This window comes from Nonomuraea mesophila (assembly GCF_004352805.1).
In the GTDB taxonomy this organism is placed as follows: Bacteria; Actinomycetota; Actinomycetes; order Streptosporangiales; family Streptosporangiaceae; genus Nonomuraea; species Nonomuraea longispora.
Genome location: NZ_SMLD01000026.1, coordinates 44,300 through 58,696 on the forward strand (window position 1 = coordinate 44,300; position 14,397 = coordinate 58,696).

A 14,397-nucleotide genomic window follows, 5' to 3' on the forward strand; every position below is an offset into this window, starting at 1 on the left:
GCGTGCTCATCAGGCGCTCATAGCAATCTGACTCCGCCCATCAACTCGGCGTCCTACATGACATTTCGTGGTCTCCTTCCAGGTGCGCCCGCACGCGCGAGACGTCAAGCGGCCCCGGCACGCGGAACGCGCGCGGGAACGCTCGGCGACGCTCGGCAAGCTCCAGACAACTCGTGGACGGATGCAGCGATGCACCACGCCCGGGGAGCCGTCCTCGCAGGTCGGGAACCACTTGATCCTCGACCCGCACCAGGCGGAGCAGCTCGGACTTAGCCGTGCGGACCCTGCAGCCCACACAGGTGCGCTGTGGGGCGGCCAGGCCACCATATTCCAGCTTACCGTGTCGACGCATCTACGGAACCGGCGGCATCCTCGGCTTGGGTGTCGGGACGGATGTCGATCCGCCATCCTGTCAGTCGCGCGGCGAGCCGGGCGTTCTGCCCCTCCTTCCCGATGGCCAGCGAGAGCTGGTAGTCGGGAACGGTCACGCGCGCCACCCGTCCGTCGAGATCAAGGACCTCAACATGGGAAACACGCGCGGGGGACAGGGCATTCCCCACGAATTCGCCCGGATCTTCCGACCAGTCGATGATATCGATCTTCTCGCCGTGCAGCTCCGTCATGACGTTACGGACCCGTGATCCCATCGGGCCGATGCACGCGCCCTTGGCGTTGACGCCCGGCTTGCGCGACCTGACCGCGATCTTGGTGCGGTGGCCCGCCTCGCGCGCCACCGCCGCGATCTCCACCGTGCCGTCGGCGATCTCCGGCACCTCGAGCGCGAACAACTTCTTCACCAGCCCGGGATGCGTGCGCGACAGGGTGACCGACGGGCCCTTGTGGCCCTTCTTCACCTGCACGACGTAGGCACGGATGCGCTCGCCGTGCACGTATTCCTCGCCGGGGACCTGCTCGGCGTGGGGCAGCACGGCCTCGATCTTGCCGAGGTCGACCAGCACCACGCGCGGGTCCTTGCCCTGCTGGATGACGCCGGAGACCAGCTCGCCCTCGCGGCTGGCGAACTCACCGAAGTTGATCTCGTCCTCGGCGTCGCGCAGCTGCTGCAGGATGACCTGCTTGGCGGTGGTGGCGGCGATCCTGCTGAAATTGCTGGGCGTGTCGTCATATTCCCTGACGATCTCGCCCTCCTCGTCGACCTCCGCGGCCCAGATCGTGACGTGACCGCTCTGCCTGTCGAGCTCGGCACGCGCCTTGGAGGCGGCACCGTCGGTGCGGAAGTAAGCGATCAGCAGCGCGTCCTCGATCGCCTTGACGACCAGGTCGAAGGAGATGTCCTTCTCCCGTTCGAGGCTGCGCAGGACGCTCATGTCGATGTCCACGACGGCTCCCCCCTTAGCCTTCGTCGCCGTCGACGTCGTCGATCCGGCGGAACTCCACTTGTACCCGTCCCCGGGCAAGGTCTTCGTAATCAAGCCTGCGGGCGGCTCCCGCCACGTCGAGGTCGACGCCGCCGTCGTCGGCCGCCATGATGCGGCCCTCCACGACGGAACCGTCTCTCATCTCGGCCTTCACCAGCCGTGTGGCCGCGCGGCGCCAGTGGCGCGGCTCGGTGAGCGGGCGGTCGACGCCGGGCGAGGAGACCTCGAGCGTGTAGGCGGACTGGCCCATCGCGTCGGTGTCGTCGAGCGCCGCGGAGACCGCCTGGCTCACGTCGGCGATGTGGTCGAGGCTCACCCCGCCGTCCCGGTCGACGACCACGCGCAGCAGCCGTCTCTTTCCGGCCTGCGTGACCGTGATGTCCTCCAGGTCGAGGCCCTCCGCGCTGACCACGGGCTCAAGGAGCTTCATCAGGTGGTCGCGGGATGATGCGCTGCCCATGTCGACCTCCCCTATTGTCATGTCTCAGCCGGGCGGACCTCGCCTTCGGCTCTCCGCCGCCTGGCCGCTCGGCCAGCGACGACAGTTGACACCCTATCCGTACGGGGGCACGAAAAGAGCGCCACTCGTCGTGCTCGAATGGCGGAGCGTCGGCTGACAATGATCCGGGTGCCAGCCCGTACGATGCTACCGATGAGAAAGCTGCCCTGCTGGCCGCCGCCGCGGCATCGACGCGGCACGGCGGTCGCGCGGCAGGCTGATGAGCAGGTTTCTCGTCGGTCTGCTCCGTGAACAGTGGGAGGTCAAGCCCGTGCGCCCGCGTCAGCTCTCCCGGCGTGCCCTGCTGGCGGGCGGAGCGGCCGCCCTCACCGCGTGCAGCGCGTCCGGCCCTTCGCAGCCGTCCGCGCCGCCGTCCGACTCGCCGGAGACCGTGCTGGTCAAGGGGCTGATCGCGGAGAAGGAGAGCACGATCGCGCTCTACTCGACGCTGATCGCCGACGGGGCGCGCAAGCTCGTGCCGTTCCGCGACCGGCACCAGGCGCACGTCGACGCGCTGCGCCGGCACGTGTCGATGGCCTCGCCCGCCGCGGCGGGTTCGCCGTCGGGCTCGCCGCCGGTGTCGGCCACTCCGGGCGAACCGCAGAAGAAACCCTCGCTGGCCCGGCTGCGGGCGCTGGAGAAGAAGGCCGCGGCCCGGCGCGCCCGCCAGCTCGCCGGCCTGTCGCCGGGGATGGCCCAGATCGTCGCCAGCATCGGCGCCTGCGAGGCCGCCCACGCCGCCGCCCTGCCGAGGTCGTTGTGAACGACATCGACAAGCTGCGCAAGGCGCTTGCGGCCGAGCACGCCGCGCTGTTCGCGTACGGGCTGCTCGGGGCGCGCACGTCGGGGTCGACACGTGACAGGATGACCGCCGCCTTCGACGCCCACCGGGCACGCCGCGACCAGCTGCGCGGCTACATCACCTCGCGCGGCGGCGAGCCCGCCGAGCCCGACGCCTCCTACGCGCTGCCGTTCGTGCCCTCCGGCAACGCGCAGGCCGCCAAGCTGGCGGTGCACCTGGAGAGCGGCGTCACGGCCGCCTACCTTGAGCTGGCGGCGGCGCAGGACGGCGCGCTGCGCCGCTACGCCGCGCTGGCCATGCAGGAGGCCGTGACCCGCTCCTACGCCTTCCGTCCCGCCCAGCCTCCGGCCTTCCCCGGCATGCCCGCGCCGCCGCCGGCCGCGACGTCGTCGCCTTCGTCCTCACCGGTACAGGACGGAGAGTAGGTCGGGCCCGAGGCGCTCGACGGCGGCGGCGTCGAGCTGGTAGTAGACGACCGAGCCGCGCCGGTGGGTGTGCACGAGGTCGGCCTCCCTGAGCCTGCGCAAATGCCGGGAGACCTGCGGAGCGGTCATGCCGAGCTGGGTGGCCAGCTCGGCGGTGGCGACCGGGTTGCGCAGGATCGCGTAGCACAGCCGCAGCCTGGTCGGGTCCTGCAGGGCGGCGAGCCGGCGCCGGGCGGTCTCCAGGGTGGGCGCGGGAGCGGCGCCGGCGCTGTACTGGATGACGACGGGATAGCCGGGAAAGTGCTTGATCACGAGGTGCGGCCGGCCATGCACGGTCGGCACGATCAGGCAGGGGCGTGCGTCGTCCACGCGGGCGGTGGCGCTGTAGAGCTTGTCGAACACGATCCGCACCGATCCTGACGCGGTCCTGGTCGCGGTGGCGGTCGGGAGGTCGGCGAGCGCCAGCGGTCCGCGGTTGCGCAGGTCACGGGTACGCAGTGCGCCGTCGTGGTCGAGCACCTGGCGCAGCGACGGCCATTCGGCGTCGAACACGGCGGCGGCGAAGCGGGTGAGGAAGGCGATCAGCTCCTGGCGGAACCCCTCGGGGTCGGCGCGCAGCCGGGTGCCGATCTCCACCCGGCTGGTGGAGATCAGCCGCATGCGGTTCAGCTCCTCGTCGCCGAGCAGCGGCACCAGCTCCGTGTCGTTCTTGCCGATCAGGGCCTGCACGGTCATCGCGGTGAAGTCGCCGATGGGCAGCTCGGCCACCTCCCGCAGCTCGCCGGACAGGGTGCGCTCGGGCGCGGCGGACAGCGGCAGCAGGTAGCGGGCGCGGAAGGCTCCCCAGAGCGGCGCCCAGGCGGCGGCCGCGGCGAGCAGCCCGCCGGACAGGTCGCGGTGCGCCCTGGCGGCCCAGGCCGCGCTGGCGGGGTGGTGTCCCGGCTCGTCGAGCGCGTGCAGGCAGGCGCACAGCTCCGCCAGCGGCGAGCGCCGCACGACGATGGACGGGGTGGCGGATGGGTCGAGATACAGCGTGACGGCCACCCTGCAGATTACCGCGTAGGCGTCAATCTCCTTGCGGGTGACCCTTCGTTTACGCAGGCTGTCGCCTCATGACTGAGGCATTGCACGTCGTCAAGCATCCGACCGCCTTCTATTCGGCGGGCGCCACGACCGTCTTCGCGTCGAAGTTCGACCAGCGTTTCTCCTACTGCCTGTACGTGCCGTCCACGCACGACCCGGACGGCCCCCCTCTGCCGGTGGTGGTGCTGCAGCACGGGACCGGGCGGCGCGGCCCTCAGTATCGCGACAACTTCGCCGGATGGGCGGAGGAGCACGGCTGCCTGGTGCTCGCCCCGCTCTTCCCCGCCGGCATCGAGGACCCGCACGACCTGCACGCCTTCAAGTTCATCAGGTATGGGGACATCCGCTTCGACCGCGTCCTGCTGGCCATGGTGGACGAGGTCGCCGAGCGCTTCAACGTGGCGGCCGAACGCTTCCTGATGCACGGGTTCTCGGGCGGCGGCCAGTTCGTGCACCGGTTCGGCTACCTCCATCCCGACCGTTTGTCCGGATTGTCCATTGGTGCACCGGGACGGATAACGTACATCGACCACACCAGCCCCTGGTGGACCGGGCTGAAGGGGTTCGAGGAGCAGTTCGGCTGCCCGCCCAGGGTGGAGGAACTGCGCGACGTACCGGTGCAGATGGTCGTGGGCAGCGCCGACGTGGAGACCTGGGAGATCAACAACCACGGCGACAGCAACTGGATGGACGGCGCCGACGCCCACGGCGTCACGCGCGTCGAACGGCTCACGGCGCTGCGCGACAACTTCGAGGAGCACGGCATCCGCGTGCGGTTCGACGTCGTGCCCGGCGTCGGCCACCAGCCGATGCGGGTGCTGGAGCCGGTCAAGGACTTCTTCGCATCGATCCTCACCCCCCGGGAGTCATCATGAGAACCAAGCTGCTGGCCGCCGTCGTGGCGGCCGTGACCCTCAGCGGCTGCGCCGTGGGCGGCGAGAGCGCCGACGCGGGAGCCGCCTACCCGAGCAAGGCCCTGTCGATCCTGGCGCCGGGCAGCCCCGGCGGAGGCTGGGACACACGGGCGCGCGGACTGGTCAACGCGCTCAGCGCCTGCAAGGTGGCCGACGTGGACGCCACGGTGACCAACGTGCCGGGCGCGGGCGGCACGATCGGGCTGGCGCAGTTCGCCAAGCACAAGGGCGACCCCTACCAGCTCATGGTCATGGACAGCGTGACCATGCTGGGCGGCATCGTGAGCAACAAGTCCCCGGTGGACCTGTCCGAGCTCACCCCCGTCGCCGGGCTGAGCCGGGGACCGAGCGCCATCGTGGTGCCGGCGAAGTCGCCGTACAAGGATCTGAAGTCGCTGCTCGACGCGATGGAGGCCAAGCCCCGCAGCGTCAAGTGGACGGGCGGCTCACTCGGCGGGCCCGGCCAGATGACCGTGGCCGGGCTGGCCAAGCAGCGCGGCGTCGCCGCCAAGGAGATCAACTTCGTGCCCACCGCGGGTGGCGGCGAGTCCATGAACCTGCTGCTCAGCGGCGCCGCCACGGCGGGCATCGACACGGTGGCCGAGCTGCGCTCCCAGATCGAGGCGGGCGAGCTGCGGGCGTTGTCCGTCGACTCCGAGCAGCGGGTCCCCGGCCTCGACGCTCCCACGATGAAGGAGCTCGGGCTGGGCGAGGAGGCGGTTTCCACGCTGGCCGGCGTGCTCGCGCCCGCCGGGCTGAGCAAGGAGCAGCAGCAGGACGTGATCGCCCTGCTCGACAAGGTGCGCAAGACCTCCTGCTGGAAGAAGGACCTGGAGCGCAACAACTGGACCGAGGACTGGAAGCCGGGCGAGGAGTTCGGCAAGGTGCTGGCCGAGCAGCGCACGCAGGTCACCGCCATCCTGGGCGAGCTGGGGCTCGGCAAGTGACGCAGCGGATCGTCTCCGCCGGTTTCCTGCTCGCCGCCGTGGTCGTGCTCGTCCAGGCGTACGCGATCCCGCAGGGCAACGGATACCAGGCCGTGGGGCCGCGGGCGTTCCCGCTGCTGGTCGGCGGCGCGCTCGCGGTGGTCGCCGTGATCGGGGTCGTCCAGGCCTTCAGACCCGGCCCAGGAGCCGGTACAGGAGCGGGCGCGCAGGACGCCGAGGCGGAGGAGACGCACTGGCCGTCGGTGCTGATGCTGGTGGCGGCGCTGGCGGGCTACGCCCTGGTCCTGGTCCCCGCCGGCTACTGGCAGGCGACGACCGTGTTCTTCGCGGTCGTCGCCAGGGTGCTGGGCAGCAGGAAGGTGCTGCGCGACGTGATCGTGGGGCTGGTGCTGGCGCTGGCCACGTACTTCCTGTTCGACCGGCTGCTCGGCATCACGCTGCCGCCCGGCCTGGTCAGATTGGCGATCTGAGATGGACGTGCTCGGCAACCTGCTCGACGGCTTCGGCCACGCGCTGAGCCTGCAGAACCTGCTGCTCGCCGTCCTCGGTGTCACCATCGGCACGCTGGTGGGCGTGCTGCCGGGGCTCGGGCCCGCCACGACCATCGCGCTGCTGCTGCCGCTGACGTTCGTGTTCGAGCCGGTGGGGGCGTTCGTGATGTTCGCCGGCATCTACTACGGCGGCATGTACGGCGGCTCGACCACCGCCATCCTGCTCAACATCCCCGGCGAGACGGCCTCCATCCCCACGACGCTGGAGGGCTATCCCATGGCCAGGCGCGGCCGGGCGGGGGCGGCGCTGGCGACGGCGGCCATCGGGTCGTTCGTCGCGGGCACGATCTCCACGGTCGTCATCACCTTCCTGGCCCCCGGCATGTCGAACATCGCCAAGCTCATCCAGCCGGCCGAGTACTTCTCGATCATGGTGCTCGCGTTCGTGACGGTCACCTCGCTGATGGGCGACTCGATCGTACGCGGGCTGTCGAGCCTGCTCCTCGGGCTGACGATCGGGATGGTCGGGATCGACCAGATGACCGGCCAGCCACGCTTCGCGTTCGGGCTGCCCGAACTGTACGAAGGATTGTCGGTGGTGGCGCTGGCGGTCGGGTTGTTCGCCGTGGCCGAGGCGGTCTCCACCGCCGCCTCCCGCAACCGGCCCCCGCAGCCTCCCGTCACGGTGGACGGCAGGATCGGGATGAGCCGCGACGACTGGCGCCGCTCGTGGAAGCCGTGGTTGCGCGGGACGGCGTTCGGGCTGCCCATCGGGTCGCTGCCCGCCGGAGGCGCCGAGCTGCCCACGTTCCTCAGCTACAACGTGGAGAAGCGGCTGTCGCGGCACAAGGAGGAGTTCGGGCAGGGCGCCATCGAGGGGGTGGCGGGCCCCGAGGCGGCCAACAACGCGGCGTTCTCCGGGGTGCTGGTGCCGCTGCTCACGCTGGGCATTCCGACCTCGGCCACGGCGAGCATGTTGCTGATCGCGTTCCAGATCTACGACGTGCAGCCGGGGCCGCGGCTCTTCGACCAGCAGCCGGTGCTGGTGTGGACGCTGATCGCCAGCCTCTACCTCGGCAACGTGATGCTGCTCGTGCTGAACCTGCCGCTGATCCGGGTGTGGGTGAAGCTGCTCAGCGTGCCTGCCGCGCTGCTGACGGCGGCCATCCTGACCTTCGCCACGCTGGGGGTCTACTCGATCTCGCAGAGCGTGTTCGAGGTGCTGATCGCGTACGGGTTCGGGCTGCTGGGGTGGTTGCTGCACCGGGCGCGGTATCCGGTGGCGCCGCTCATCCTGGGGGCGGTGCTGGGGCCGTTGATGGAGGTGCAGTTCAGGAGGGCGCTGGCGTTCAGCGAGGGTGACCCCGCGGTGTTCGTGACCCGGCCGGTGTCGCTGGTGATCCTGCTGGTGGCGGCGGCGTGCCTGGCCGGGCCCGCGATCGTACGGCGCCGCGCCAGGTCGGCGGCGCCGTCGCCCGACAGCGCCACATCCTGAGCCGGGCGGCCGTGCGGCCGGGCGGCGCCCGCCCCGACCGGGTGGGCGCCGCGCCGGGACGTCAGGAGGTGACGGCGGCGAAGACGCGGTCGGCGGCCTCGGCGAGCGGGATCTCCGACTTCTCGCCGGAGACGCGGTCGCGCAGCTCGACCACGCCCTGCGACAGGCCGCGCCCGACGACCACGATCGTGGGCAGCCCCAGCAGCTCGGCGTCCTTGAACTTCACTCCCGGCGAGACCTGCGCCCGGTCGTCGACCAGCACCCGCAGGCCGCGCGACTCCAGCTCGGCGCCCAGTTTCATGGCGGCCTCGACCTGGTTGTCCTTGCCGGTGCCGACGATGTGCACGTCGGCGGGCGCGACCTCGCGCGGCCAGACCAGCCCGAGCGCGTCGTGCAACTGCTCGGCGATGACGGCGACGGCACGCGAGACGCCGATGCCGTAGGAGCCCATCGTGACGCGGACCGGCTTGCCGTCGGGGCCGAGCGCGTCGAGCCCGGCCACGTCGGCGTATTTGCGGCCGAGCTGGAAGATGTGGCCGATCTCGATGCCCCGGTCGATGGACAGCTCGGAGCCGCAGCGGGGGCAGTCGTCGCCCGCGCGCACCTCGGCGGCCTCGATCGTGCCGTCGGGGACGAAGTCACGCCCGGCGACCACGTTGGCGGCGTGCTTGCCCGGCTCGTTGGCGCCCGTCACCCAGGAGCTGCCGGTGACGACGCGCGGGTCGACGAGGTAGCGGATGCCGAGCTCGCGCAGGACCTGCGGCCCGATGTAGCCGCGCACGAGGCCCGGGTGCCTGGCGAAGTCGGCGGCCTCGAAGATGGCGGGCTCGCCGGGCGCGAGGGCGGCCTCGAGGCGCTTGAAGTCGACCTCGCGGTCGCCGGGCACGCCGATGACCAGCGTCTCGGTCTTGTCGGAGCCGGGCGTGCTCACCTTGACGACGACGTTCTTCAGCGTGTCGGCGGCGGTGACGGACAGGCCGTGGTGCTCGTTGACGTAGGACACCAGCGTCTCGATGGTCGGGGTGTCGGGGGTGTCCATGACGCGCGTCGCCGGCACGTCGTCGAAGGGGCGGGCGGCGGGCGCCGGCGTGACGACGGCCTCGGCGTTGGCCGCGTAGCCGCAGGAGCGGCAGGCGACGAACGTGTCCTCGCCGGTGGGCGTGGGCGCCAGGAACTCCTCCGAGGCCGAGCCGCCCATCGCTCCCGACTGCGCGAAGACGATCTTGTAGCTGATGCCGAGGCGGTCGAACGTGCGGATGTAGGTCTCGCGGTGCTGCTCGTAGGAGCGCTTGAGCCCGTCGTCGTCGAGGTCGAAGGAGTAGGAGTCCTTCATGAGGAACTCGCGGCCGCGCAGGATGCCCGCCCTGGGCCGCGCCTCGTCACGGTATTTGGTCTGGATCTGGTAGAGGGTGACCGGGAAGTCCTTGTAGGAGGAGTATTCGCCTTTGACCATGTCGGCGAAGAGCTCCTCGTGCGTGGGGCCGAGCAGGTAGTCGGCGCCCTTGCGGTCCTGGAGGCGGAAGAGCGTGTCGCCGTATTCGGTCCAGCGGCCGGTCGCCTCGTAGTATTCGCGGGGCAGCAGGGCGGGGAAGAGCACCTCCTGACCGCCCATGCGGTTCATCTCCTCGCGGACGATCCTGGCGATGTTGTCGAGCACCAGCTTGCCGAGGGGGAGCCAGGAGTAGATGCCGGGCGCCACGCGGCGGACGTAGCCGGCGCGGACGAGGAGCTTGTGGCTCGGCACTTCCGCGTCTGCCGGGTCGTCCCGCAGCGTGCGTAGAAACAACGACGACATGCGCAGCAACACGGCTACTCCTTGCTCGGACCCGGATGTGAAGGACTACAGGTTATCGACTCCGGGCGCCGCGCCGCTCCGCTTGCCCGCACGGTCATGCCGGCAGCGGGAGCACCCCCGCCGGGGCACCGGCGAGGCCGGCCGAGAGCAGGCCGGACAGCATCGCGGCCAGCGCCAGCGCGCGCACCCGGCCCCACACGTTCCTGCGCAGTGCGAGCACCAGCGCCACGGACAGCAGCCCGATCACCATCGCGGGATACGGCCAGAAGGAGCGGTCGCTCCCGGCGAGCCCGGGGACCGCCCTGCCCGCCACGTCCGCGATCAGAGCCGCGCCGGCCGCGGCCGCCGCGAGGTCGCCCCACACGTCGTCCCTGCGGGTGACGTAGGCGGCCAGGCCCAGGCAGACGAGCAGGGCGAGCGTCCGGTTGACCCCGGCGGCGTCGTCCGCCATCCCGAGGACCTCGTCGCCGCGCAGCGCGCTCGCACCCATGGCCGCGACCAGCGTGGACACGGCCGCGAGGAACGTCGTCACCAGCGCCCATCCGAATCCCGACGCGGTGGCCCCGACCGCCAGGGCCAGGGCGAAGCAGACGTACGGTTCGTAGAGCCGGCCCAGCCATCCGGGGCCGTCGCCGGTGACGAACACGCCGATGAAGCCGACGGCCAGGCCTCCGAGGAAGGCCGCCAGCAGGTGGTGCTCGATGTCGCGCAGACGACGGTCGTATTCGGCGAAGTCGCCGTAGTCGATCGTGGTGTGGTTCATCTCCATCCCCGGTCAGCCCTTTCCCGGCAAGTTCCAGGGATGACCAGTTCCACACTATGAAATCGTACAGAAAGGGCAAAATTAGGTCATTAGGGGACAGGCAAGCAATCGCTTGGTTAAGATGTGTTCGTGGGACTTCCCGACGAGCTGCGCGACGCCGTACGCGCCTATCTCGCCGGCCGGGCGGGCGCGCCGTGGCAAGAGTGCGCGCGCGACCTGGGCATCGCCGGGCTGCTCGTTCCCGAGGAACACGGCGGGGCGGGCTGCGGCCCCGCCGAGATGGCCGCGGTGGCCGGGGAGCTGGGCCGGGCCCTGTGCCCCTACCCGTTCCTGCAGTCGGCGGTGATGGCCGTCGCGGCGGCCCGGGCCGCCGGGGCCGCGGAGCTGCTGGAGTCGCTGGCCGGCGGCTCGCCGACCGCGACCGTGGTGCTGCCGGGAGACGGCGACCTGCGGCTGGACGGCGACCTGCTGACGGGCGTCGTCCCGTACGCGCTCGCGGGCGAGGTCGTGCTCGTCCACGTCGCCGGACTGCTGGTGCAGGCCGCGCCGACGCGGCGTGAGCCGTACGCGACGATGGACGAGAGCCGCCCCCTGCAGCGGCTCGTCTTCGACCAGGCCCCGGCGCGGCGGCTGGGGGACGGCGGGTCGTGGACCCGCGTCCGAGATCTCGGCATCGCGGCCCTGGCCGCCGAGCAGGCGGGCGGGGCGCGGCGGTGCCTGGAGATGGCCGTCGAGCACGCCAAGACGCGGCGGCAGTTCGGGCGGCCGATCGGGTCGTTCCAGGCGATCAAGCACAAGCTGGCCGACCTGCTGCTGCTGGTGGAGTCGGCCACGTCGGCGGCGCAGGCCGCGGCGCGCGACGAGGTGTCCGCGGCGATCGCCGGGTCGTACTGCACGGAGGCCTATCTGGCGGCGGCCGGGGAGAACATCCAGGTCCACGGCGGGATCGGGATCACCTGGGAGCATCAGGCGCACCGCTATCTCAAACGCGCCACCTCGGACGCGCAGCTCTTCGGGCCTCCGCAGGCCCACCGCGCCCGCCTGGCGGCCCACGTGTTCGGCTAACCGCCGAGCAGTTCCTCCCACGGGTGGCGGGCGTTGGTGCGGCGGGTGGTGTCGAGGGCCTCGGACAACCGCCAGAAGCCGGAACGCGCCCGCAGGGCGGCCCGGCCCATCGGGTCGATCGCGCGCAACTCGAAGCGTACGCCCATCACGTCGAGCACGGCCGAGCCCGCGCCGCCCTGGCCCTTCTCGGTCACGAGAGGGCCGTCGGAGGCGCGGACGTGGCCGGAGAGCAGCGCGGCCACCTCGGAGGCGTACGGGCCGTCGCGCCACTCGATGTGCCAGCTGTGGTCGGCCCCGCGCCACCAGGTCAGGTCGCGGCACGACTCGATGAAGTCGACCTCGGTGGCGAGCGCGGCCATCACCCGCCCGAACGCCTCGTATCCGCGGGCACTTGTGGGTGAGAGGTCGCCGTGCTCTTCGCGGTCGCCGGCCCGCCGGTCGGCGGCGCCGTCGACGGGACCGGGGTGCGCGCCGTCCCTGGGCCGCCGCGGTGCGCGCTTTCGCTTCACGGGCATCACTCTGATCGCCGCCGCGCCCTTCCCGCAAGTCTTTGCCGCTGATACGCTCTACCAAGCGAGCGCTTGGTCACCAACCTGCCGGAGGCGCGATGACGTCCCTACGGATCAGCCTGGGATACGAACTGGAGGTCCGCGGCCGCACCCGGGAGGTCGAGCAGCAGGCGTTCAGTAACGTGGTCGAGCAGGCCGTGCTGGGCGACCGGCTGGGGTACGACACCGCCTGGTTCGTGGAGCACCACTTCACCCGGGGCTTCTCCCACTCCTCCGCCCCCGACCTGGTCCTGGCCGCCATCTCCCAGCGCACCGAGCGCATCCGCCTGGGGCTCGGCGTGGTGCTGCTGCCGTTCCAGTCCCCGATCCGCACGGCCGAGCGCGTCGCCACGCTGGACGTGCTGAGCGGCGGGCGGGTGGAGTTCGGCACGGGGCGCGGCGCCTCGCCGCTGGAGTACCAGGCGTTCCGGCGGCCGTTCGAGCAGTCGCGGCGCATCTGGGAGGACTCGCTGGAGGCGACGCTGGCGATCTGGCAGGCGGACGGCGCCTCCGTCAGCCGCTCGAACGCGTTCTTCGAGATCCCCGACGTGGCCGTCTATCCCCGCCCCGCGCAGGAGCCGCACCCGCCGGTGTGGGTGGCGTCCACGTCGCTGGAGGGCTATCTCGCGGCGGCCAGGAACGGCTACAACCTGCTCGGCATGACGATGCTCAAAGGCATCGACGACGTGGCCACCGACATCACGAAATATCGGGAATGTCTGGCCGAGAACGGCTTCGACCCGGCCACCAGGCGCGTCGCCCTCATGATCCCCTGGTACGTCGCCCCCACCCGCGACGAGGCGACCGCCGCCGCCGCCGACGCCGTCCTGTGGTACATCCGCCGCCAGGTCAACCTGGTCACCCCGCCCGACTACTACGACGCCCGCCACGCCACGCACCGCGTGCTGGGCCAGCTGGCCGCCGGTCTGCCGCCGGAGGAGGCGATGGGCACCCTGCGCGAGAACCTCATGGTGGTGGTGGACGACGTGGCGGGCTCGCGCAAGGCCCTGGCCAGGATCGCCGAGGCCGGCGCCACCGATCTCATCATCCAGGCGCAGGTCGGCGGCCTGGCGCACGACCGGGTGTGCGACGCGATGACGCTGTTCATGTCCGAGGTGGCGCGATGACCTCCCGCTGGCTGACCCGCGACGATCTCGGGGCCGCCGGGCACTGCGCCAACGGCCTGCTCCTCGTCTCCCCCGACGTGTCGAGCGTCCTGCCGATGGGGCCCGGCGACCGCGCGGCGGCGGCCGAGCTGACCGCCGCGGCGCTGCGCGCGGCGGGCGCGGGCGACAGCGACCGCGTCGTGGTGGCCCTGGCCGAGCCCGCGGGCGCGCTGTGGACCGCGTCCGCGGCCGACGTGGCGCGGGCCGCCGCCTGCGTGGGGCCGCGCGGCCGGATGCGGCTGCACCACGCGCTGTCCGCGCTGCGGGCCACCACGCTGGTCATCACCCCGACGGGGGCGATGGACCTCCTGGCCCGCCTGCACCTGGAGTTCCTGCTCGACCCGCTGGATCTCGGTCTGAGCACCATCGTGCTCACTGGCGAGATCGCCTCGAAGGGCACGATCGCCCATCTGGCGGGCGAGTTCGGGGCGCGGGTCACGGAGGTGCTGGCGAGCCCGTTCGGCGGCACGGCCCTGGCCTGGCGCGCGGCCGAGGACGACCCGCTCACGCCGCTCGCGGACGGCCTGCTCTCCCTTGCTCCCCTGACCAAGGACGACCTCTCCGCGCCGCCGGGCCCGCCGGCCGAGCTGGTCGTCACCCCGCGCGGTCACACGACGCTCGGCGACGCCGTGCTCAGGACCGGGCTGGTGGCGAGAACCGGCGGCTCCGGCCTGCCCGCGCCCGCCCACACCGCCGGCGAGCACGTGCTGGTGAGAGGCGTGTGGCTGGCGCTGCCCCGCGTCGAGAAGGCGCTGGCCAAGATCGACGGCGTGGCGGGCTGGGAGCTGACGCTCAGCCGCAAGGGGACGCTCGACGCGGCGGCGCTGACCGTGACGTTCATCCGCGAGAGCCTGGTGGGCAACCCCATGTGGCGTTCGCGGATCGAGCAGGCGCTCCGCGCCCTGACCTCCGTCTCCATCGACGTGGAGATCGCCGGCGACGTCTCCAAGACGCCCCTGGCCGCGACGGTGACCGATCTGCGCGGTCACCACCTCGGCAGGGACCGGGCGCTCATCACCTGACAG

16 protein-coding genes are annotated in these 14,397 nt (G+C 71.6%); 9 read left to right on the forward strand and 7 right to left on the reverse strand.

The features are described 5' to 3' along the window. Window positions 1-40: 40 nt before the first annotated feature. Genes E1295_RS13000 through rimP form a run of 3 tightly spaced genes read right to left on the reverse strand, consistent with a single transcriptional unit; the run spans window position 41 to window position 1,839 of the window. The gene (locus tag E1295_RS13000; protein ID WP_132630514.1) at window positions 41-352 is read right to left on the reverse strand and encodes a YlxR family protein; all 312 of its coding nucleotides are present in this window, start codon (window positions 350-352) and stop codon (window positions 41-43) included. Continuing rightward, window positions 336-1,328: a transcription termination factor NusA gene (nusA, locus tag E1295_RS13005; RefSeq protein WP_132630544.1), complete on the reverse strand. Its 993-nt coding sequence runs from the start codon at window positions 1,326-1,328 to the stop codon at window positions 336-338. Before nusA ends, E1295_RS13000 begins: the two co-directional genes overlap by 17 nt. 25 nt (window positions 1,329-1,353) lie before the next feature. Continuing rightward, window positions 1,354-1,839, reverse strand: a complete 486-nt coding sequence (gene rimP, locus E1295_RS13010; protein ID WP_132630515.1) for a ribosome maturation factor RimP — start codon at window positions 1,837-1,839, stop codon at window positions 1,354-1,356. Between the two features lie 259 nt (window positions 1,840-2,098). On the opposite strand from rimP, the gene E1295_RS13015 reads away from it, so the two are divergent. Together E1295_RS13015 and E1295_RS13020 are read left to right on the forward strand one after the other, a co-directional pair. After that, window positions 2,099-2,641 carry a hypothetical protein gene (locus E1295_RS13015; RefSeq protein ID WP_132630516.1) on the forward strand — a complete coding sequence of 181 codons (543 nt, stop codon included), beginning with the start codon at window positions 2,099-2,101 and terminating at the stop codon, window positions 2,639-2,641. Next, on the forward strand, window positions 2,638-3,105 hold the full coding sequence (locus tag E1295_RS13020; protein ID WP_132630517.1) for a ferritin-like domain-containing protein: 468 nt from the start codon (window positions 2,638-2,640) through the stop codon (window positions 3,103-3,105). The genes E1295_RS13015 and E1295_RS13020 overlap by 4 nt, the downstream gene beginning before the upstream one ends. Here the strand turns inward: E1295_RS13020 and E1295_RS13025 are convergent. After that, on the reverse strand, window positions 3,082-4,149 hold the full coding sequence (locus tag E1295_RS13025; protein WP_132630518.1) for an ArsR/SmtB family transcription factor: 1,068 nt from the start codon (window positions 4,147-4,149) through the stop codon (window positions 3,082-3,084). The two genes, E1295_RS13020 and E1295_RS13025, sit on opposite strands and share 24 nt — an antisense overlap. Before the next feature lie 68 nt (window positions 4,150-4,217). Here E1295_RS13025 and E1295_RS13030 point away from each other — a divergent pair, with 68 nt between their 5' ends. From E1295_RS13030 to E1295_RS13045, 4 genes are read left to right on the forward strand one after another with little or no spacing between them, the layout of a single operon-like run. Then, window positions 4,218-5,063 carry an alpha/beta hydrolase family protein gene (locus tag E1295_RS13030; RefSeq protein ID WP_132630519.1) on the forward strand — a complete coding sequence of 282 codons (846 nt, stop codon included), beginning with the start codon at window positions 4,218-4,220 and terminating at the stop codon, window positions 5,061-5,063. Continuing rightward, window positions 5,060-6,049, forward strand: coding sequence for a Bug family tripartite tricarboxylate transporter substrate binding protein (locus tag E1295_RS50070; protein ID WP_132630520.1), 990 nt, complete (start codon window positions 5,060-5,062; stop codon window positions 6,047-6,049). Before E1295_RS13030 ends, E1295_RS50070 begins: the two co-directional genes overlap by 4 nt. Continuing rightward, the gene (locus E1295_RS13040) at window positions 6,046-6,519 is read left to right on the forward strand and encodes a tripartite tricarboxylate transporter TctB family protein (RefSeq protein ID WP_220448682.1); all 474 of its coding nucleotides are present in this window, start codon (window positions 6,046-6,048) and stop codon (window positions 6,517-6,519) included. The genes E1295_RS50070 and E1295_RS13040 overlap by 4 nt, the downstream gene beginning before the upstream one ends. A gap of 1 nt (window position 6,520) precedes the next feature. Next, entirely contained in the window at window positions 6,521-8,035 is a 1,515-nt protein-coding gene (locus E1295_RS13045; RefSeq protein WP_132630521.1) for a tripartite tricarboxylate transporter permease, read from the forward strand. 61 nt (window positions 8,036-8,096) lie between these two features. On the opposite strand, the gene E1295_RS13050 is transcribed toward E1295_RS13045, so the two are convergent. Continuing rightward, entirely contained in the window at window positions 8,097-9,842 is a 1,746-nt protein-coding gene (locus E1295_RS13050; RefSeq protein WP_181957981.1) for a proline--tRNA ligase, read from the reverse strand. Window positions 9,843-9,924: 82 nt separating this feature from the next. After that, window positions 9,925-10,593 (reverse strand): hypothetical protein, encoded by a 669-nt coding sequence (locus E1295_RS13055; protein WP_132630522.1) that lies wholly within the window; start codon window positions 10,591-10,593, stop codon window positions 9,925-9,927. Window positions 10,594-10,722: 129 nt separating this feature from the next. Here E1295_RS13055 and E1295_RS13060 point away from each other — a divergent pair, with 129 nt between their 5' ends. Beyond that, window positions 10,723-11,658 (forward strand): acyl-CoA dehydrogenase family protein, encoded by a 936-nt coding sequence (locus E1295_RS13060; RefSeq protein WP_132630523.1) that lies wholly within the window; start codon window positions 10,723-10,725, stop codon window positions 11,656-11,658. Here the strand turns inward: E1295_RS13060 and E1295_RS13065 are convergent. Beyond that, a complete protein-coding gene (locus E1295_RS13065; protein WP_132630524.1) occupies window positions 11,655-12,173 on the reverse strand; it encodes a hypothetical protein in 519 nt (172 codons plus the stop codon). The genes E1295_RS13060 and E1295_RS13065 overlap by 4 nt on opposite strands. 92 nt (window positions 12,174-12,265) lie before the next feature. Between E1295_RS13065 and E1295_RS13070 the strand changes: the two genes are divergently transcribed. Both E1295_RS13070 and E1295_RS13075 read left to right on the forward strand, forming a co-directional pair. Next, a complete protein-coding gene (locus E1295_RS13070) occupies window positions 12,266-13,333 on the forward strand; it encodes an LLM class flavin-dependent oxidoreductase (protein ID WP_132630525.1) in 1,068 nt (355 codons plus the stop codon). Beyond that, the gene (locus tag E1295_RS13075; RefSeq protein ID WP_132630526.1) at window positions 13,330-14,394 is read left to right on the forward strand and encodes a phenylacetate--CoA ligase family protein; all 1,065 of its coding nucleotides are present in this window, start codon (window positions 13,330-13,332) and stop codon (window positions 14,392-14,394) included. The genes E1295_RS13070 and E1295_RS13075 overlap by 4 nt, the downstream gene beginning before the upstream one ends. Window positions 14,395-14,397 lie beyond the last annotated feature (3 nt).

Bases quoted from the DNA above. Each gene is read 5' to 3' on its own strand.
- E1295_RS13000 (WP_132630514.1), bottom strand. From the start codon at position 352: ATGCGTCGACACGGTAAGCTGGAATATGGTGGCCTGGCCGCCCCACAG.
- nusA (WP_132630544.1), bottom strand. From the start codon at position 1,328: ATGAGCGTCCTGCGCAGCCTCGAACGGGAGAAGGACATCTCCTTCGAC.
- rimP (WP_132630515.1), bottom strand. From the start codon at position 1,839: ATGGGCAGCGCATCATCCCGCGACCACCTGATGAAGCTCCTTGAGCCC.
- E1295_RS13015 (WP_132630516.1), top strand. From the start codon at position 2,099: ATGAGCAGGTTTCTCGTCGGTCTGCTCCGTGAACAGTGGGAGGTCAAG.
- E1295_RS13030 (WP_132630519.1), top strand. From the start codon at position 4,218: ATGACTGAGGCATTGCACGTCGTCAAGCATCCGACCGCCTTCTATTCG.
- E1295_RS50070 (WP_132630520.1), top strand. From the start codon at position 5,060: ATGAGAACCAAGCTGCTGGCCGCCGTCGTGGCGGCCGTGACCCTCAGC.
- E1295_RS13045 (WP_132630521.1), top strand. From the start codon at position 6,521: ATGGACGTGCTCGGCAACCTGCTCGACGGCTTCGGCCACGCGCTGAGC.
- E1295_RS13055 (WP_132630522.1), bottom strand. From the start codon at position 10,593: ATGAACCACACCACGATCGACTACGGCGACTTCGCCGAATACGACCGT.
- E1295_RS13065 (WP_132630524.1), bottom strand. From the start codon at position 12,173: ATGCCCGTGAAGCGAAAGCGCGCACCGCGGCGGCCCAGGGACGGCGCG.
- E1295_RS13070 (WP_132630525.1), top strand. From the start codon at position 12,266: ATGACGTCCCTACGGATCAGCCTGGGATACGAACTGGAGGTCCGCGGC.
- E1295_RS13075 (WP_132630526.1), top strand. From the start codon at position 13,330: ATGACCTCCCGCTGGCTGACCCGCGACGATCTCGGGGCCGCCGGGCAC.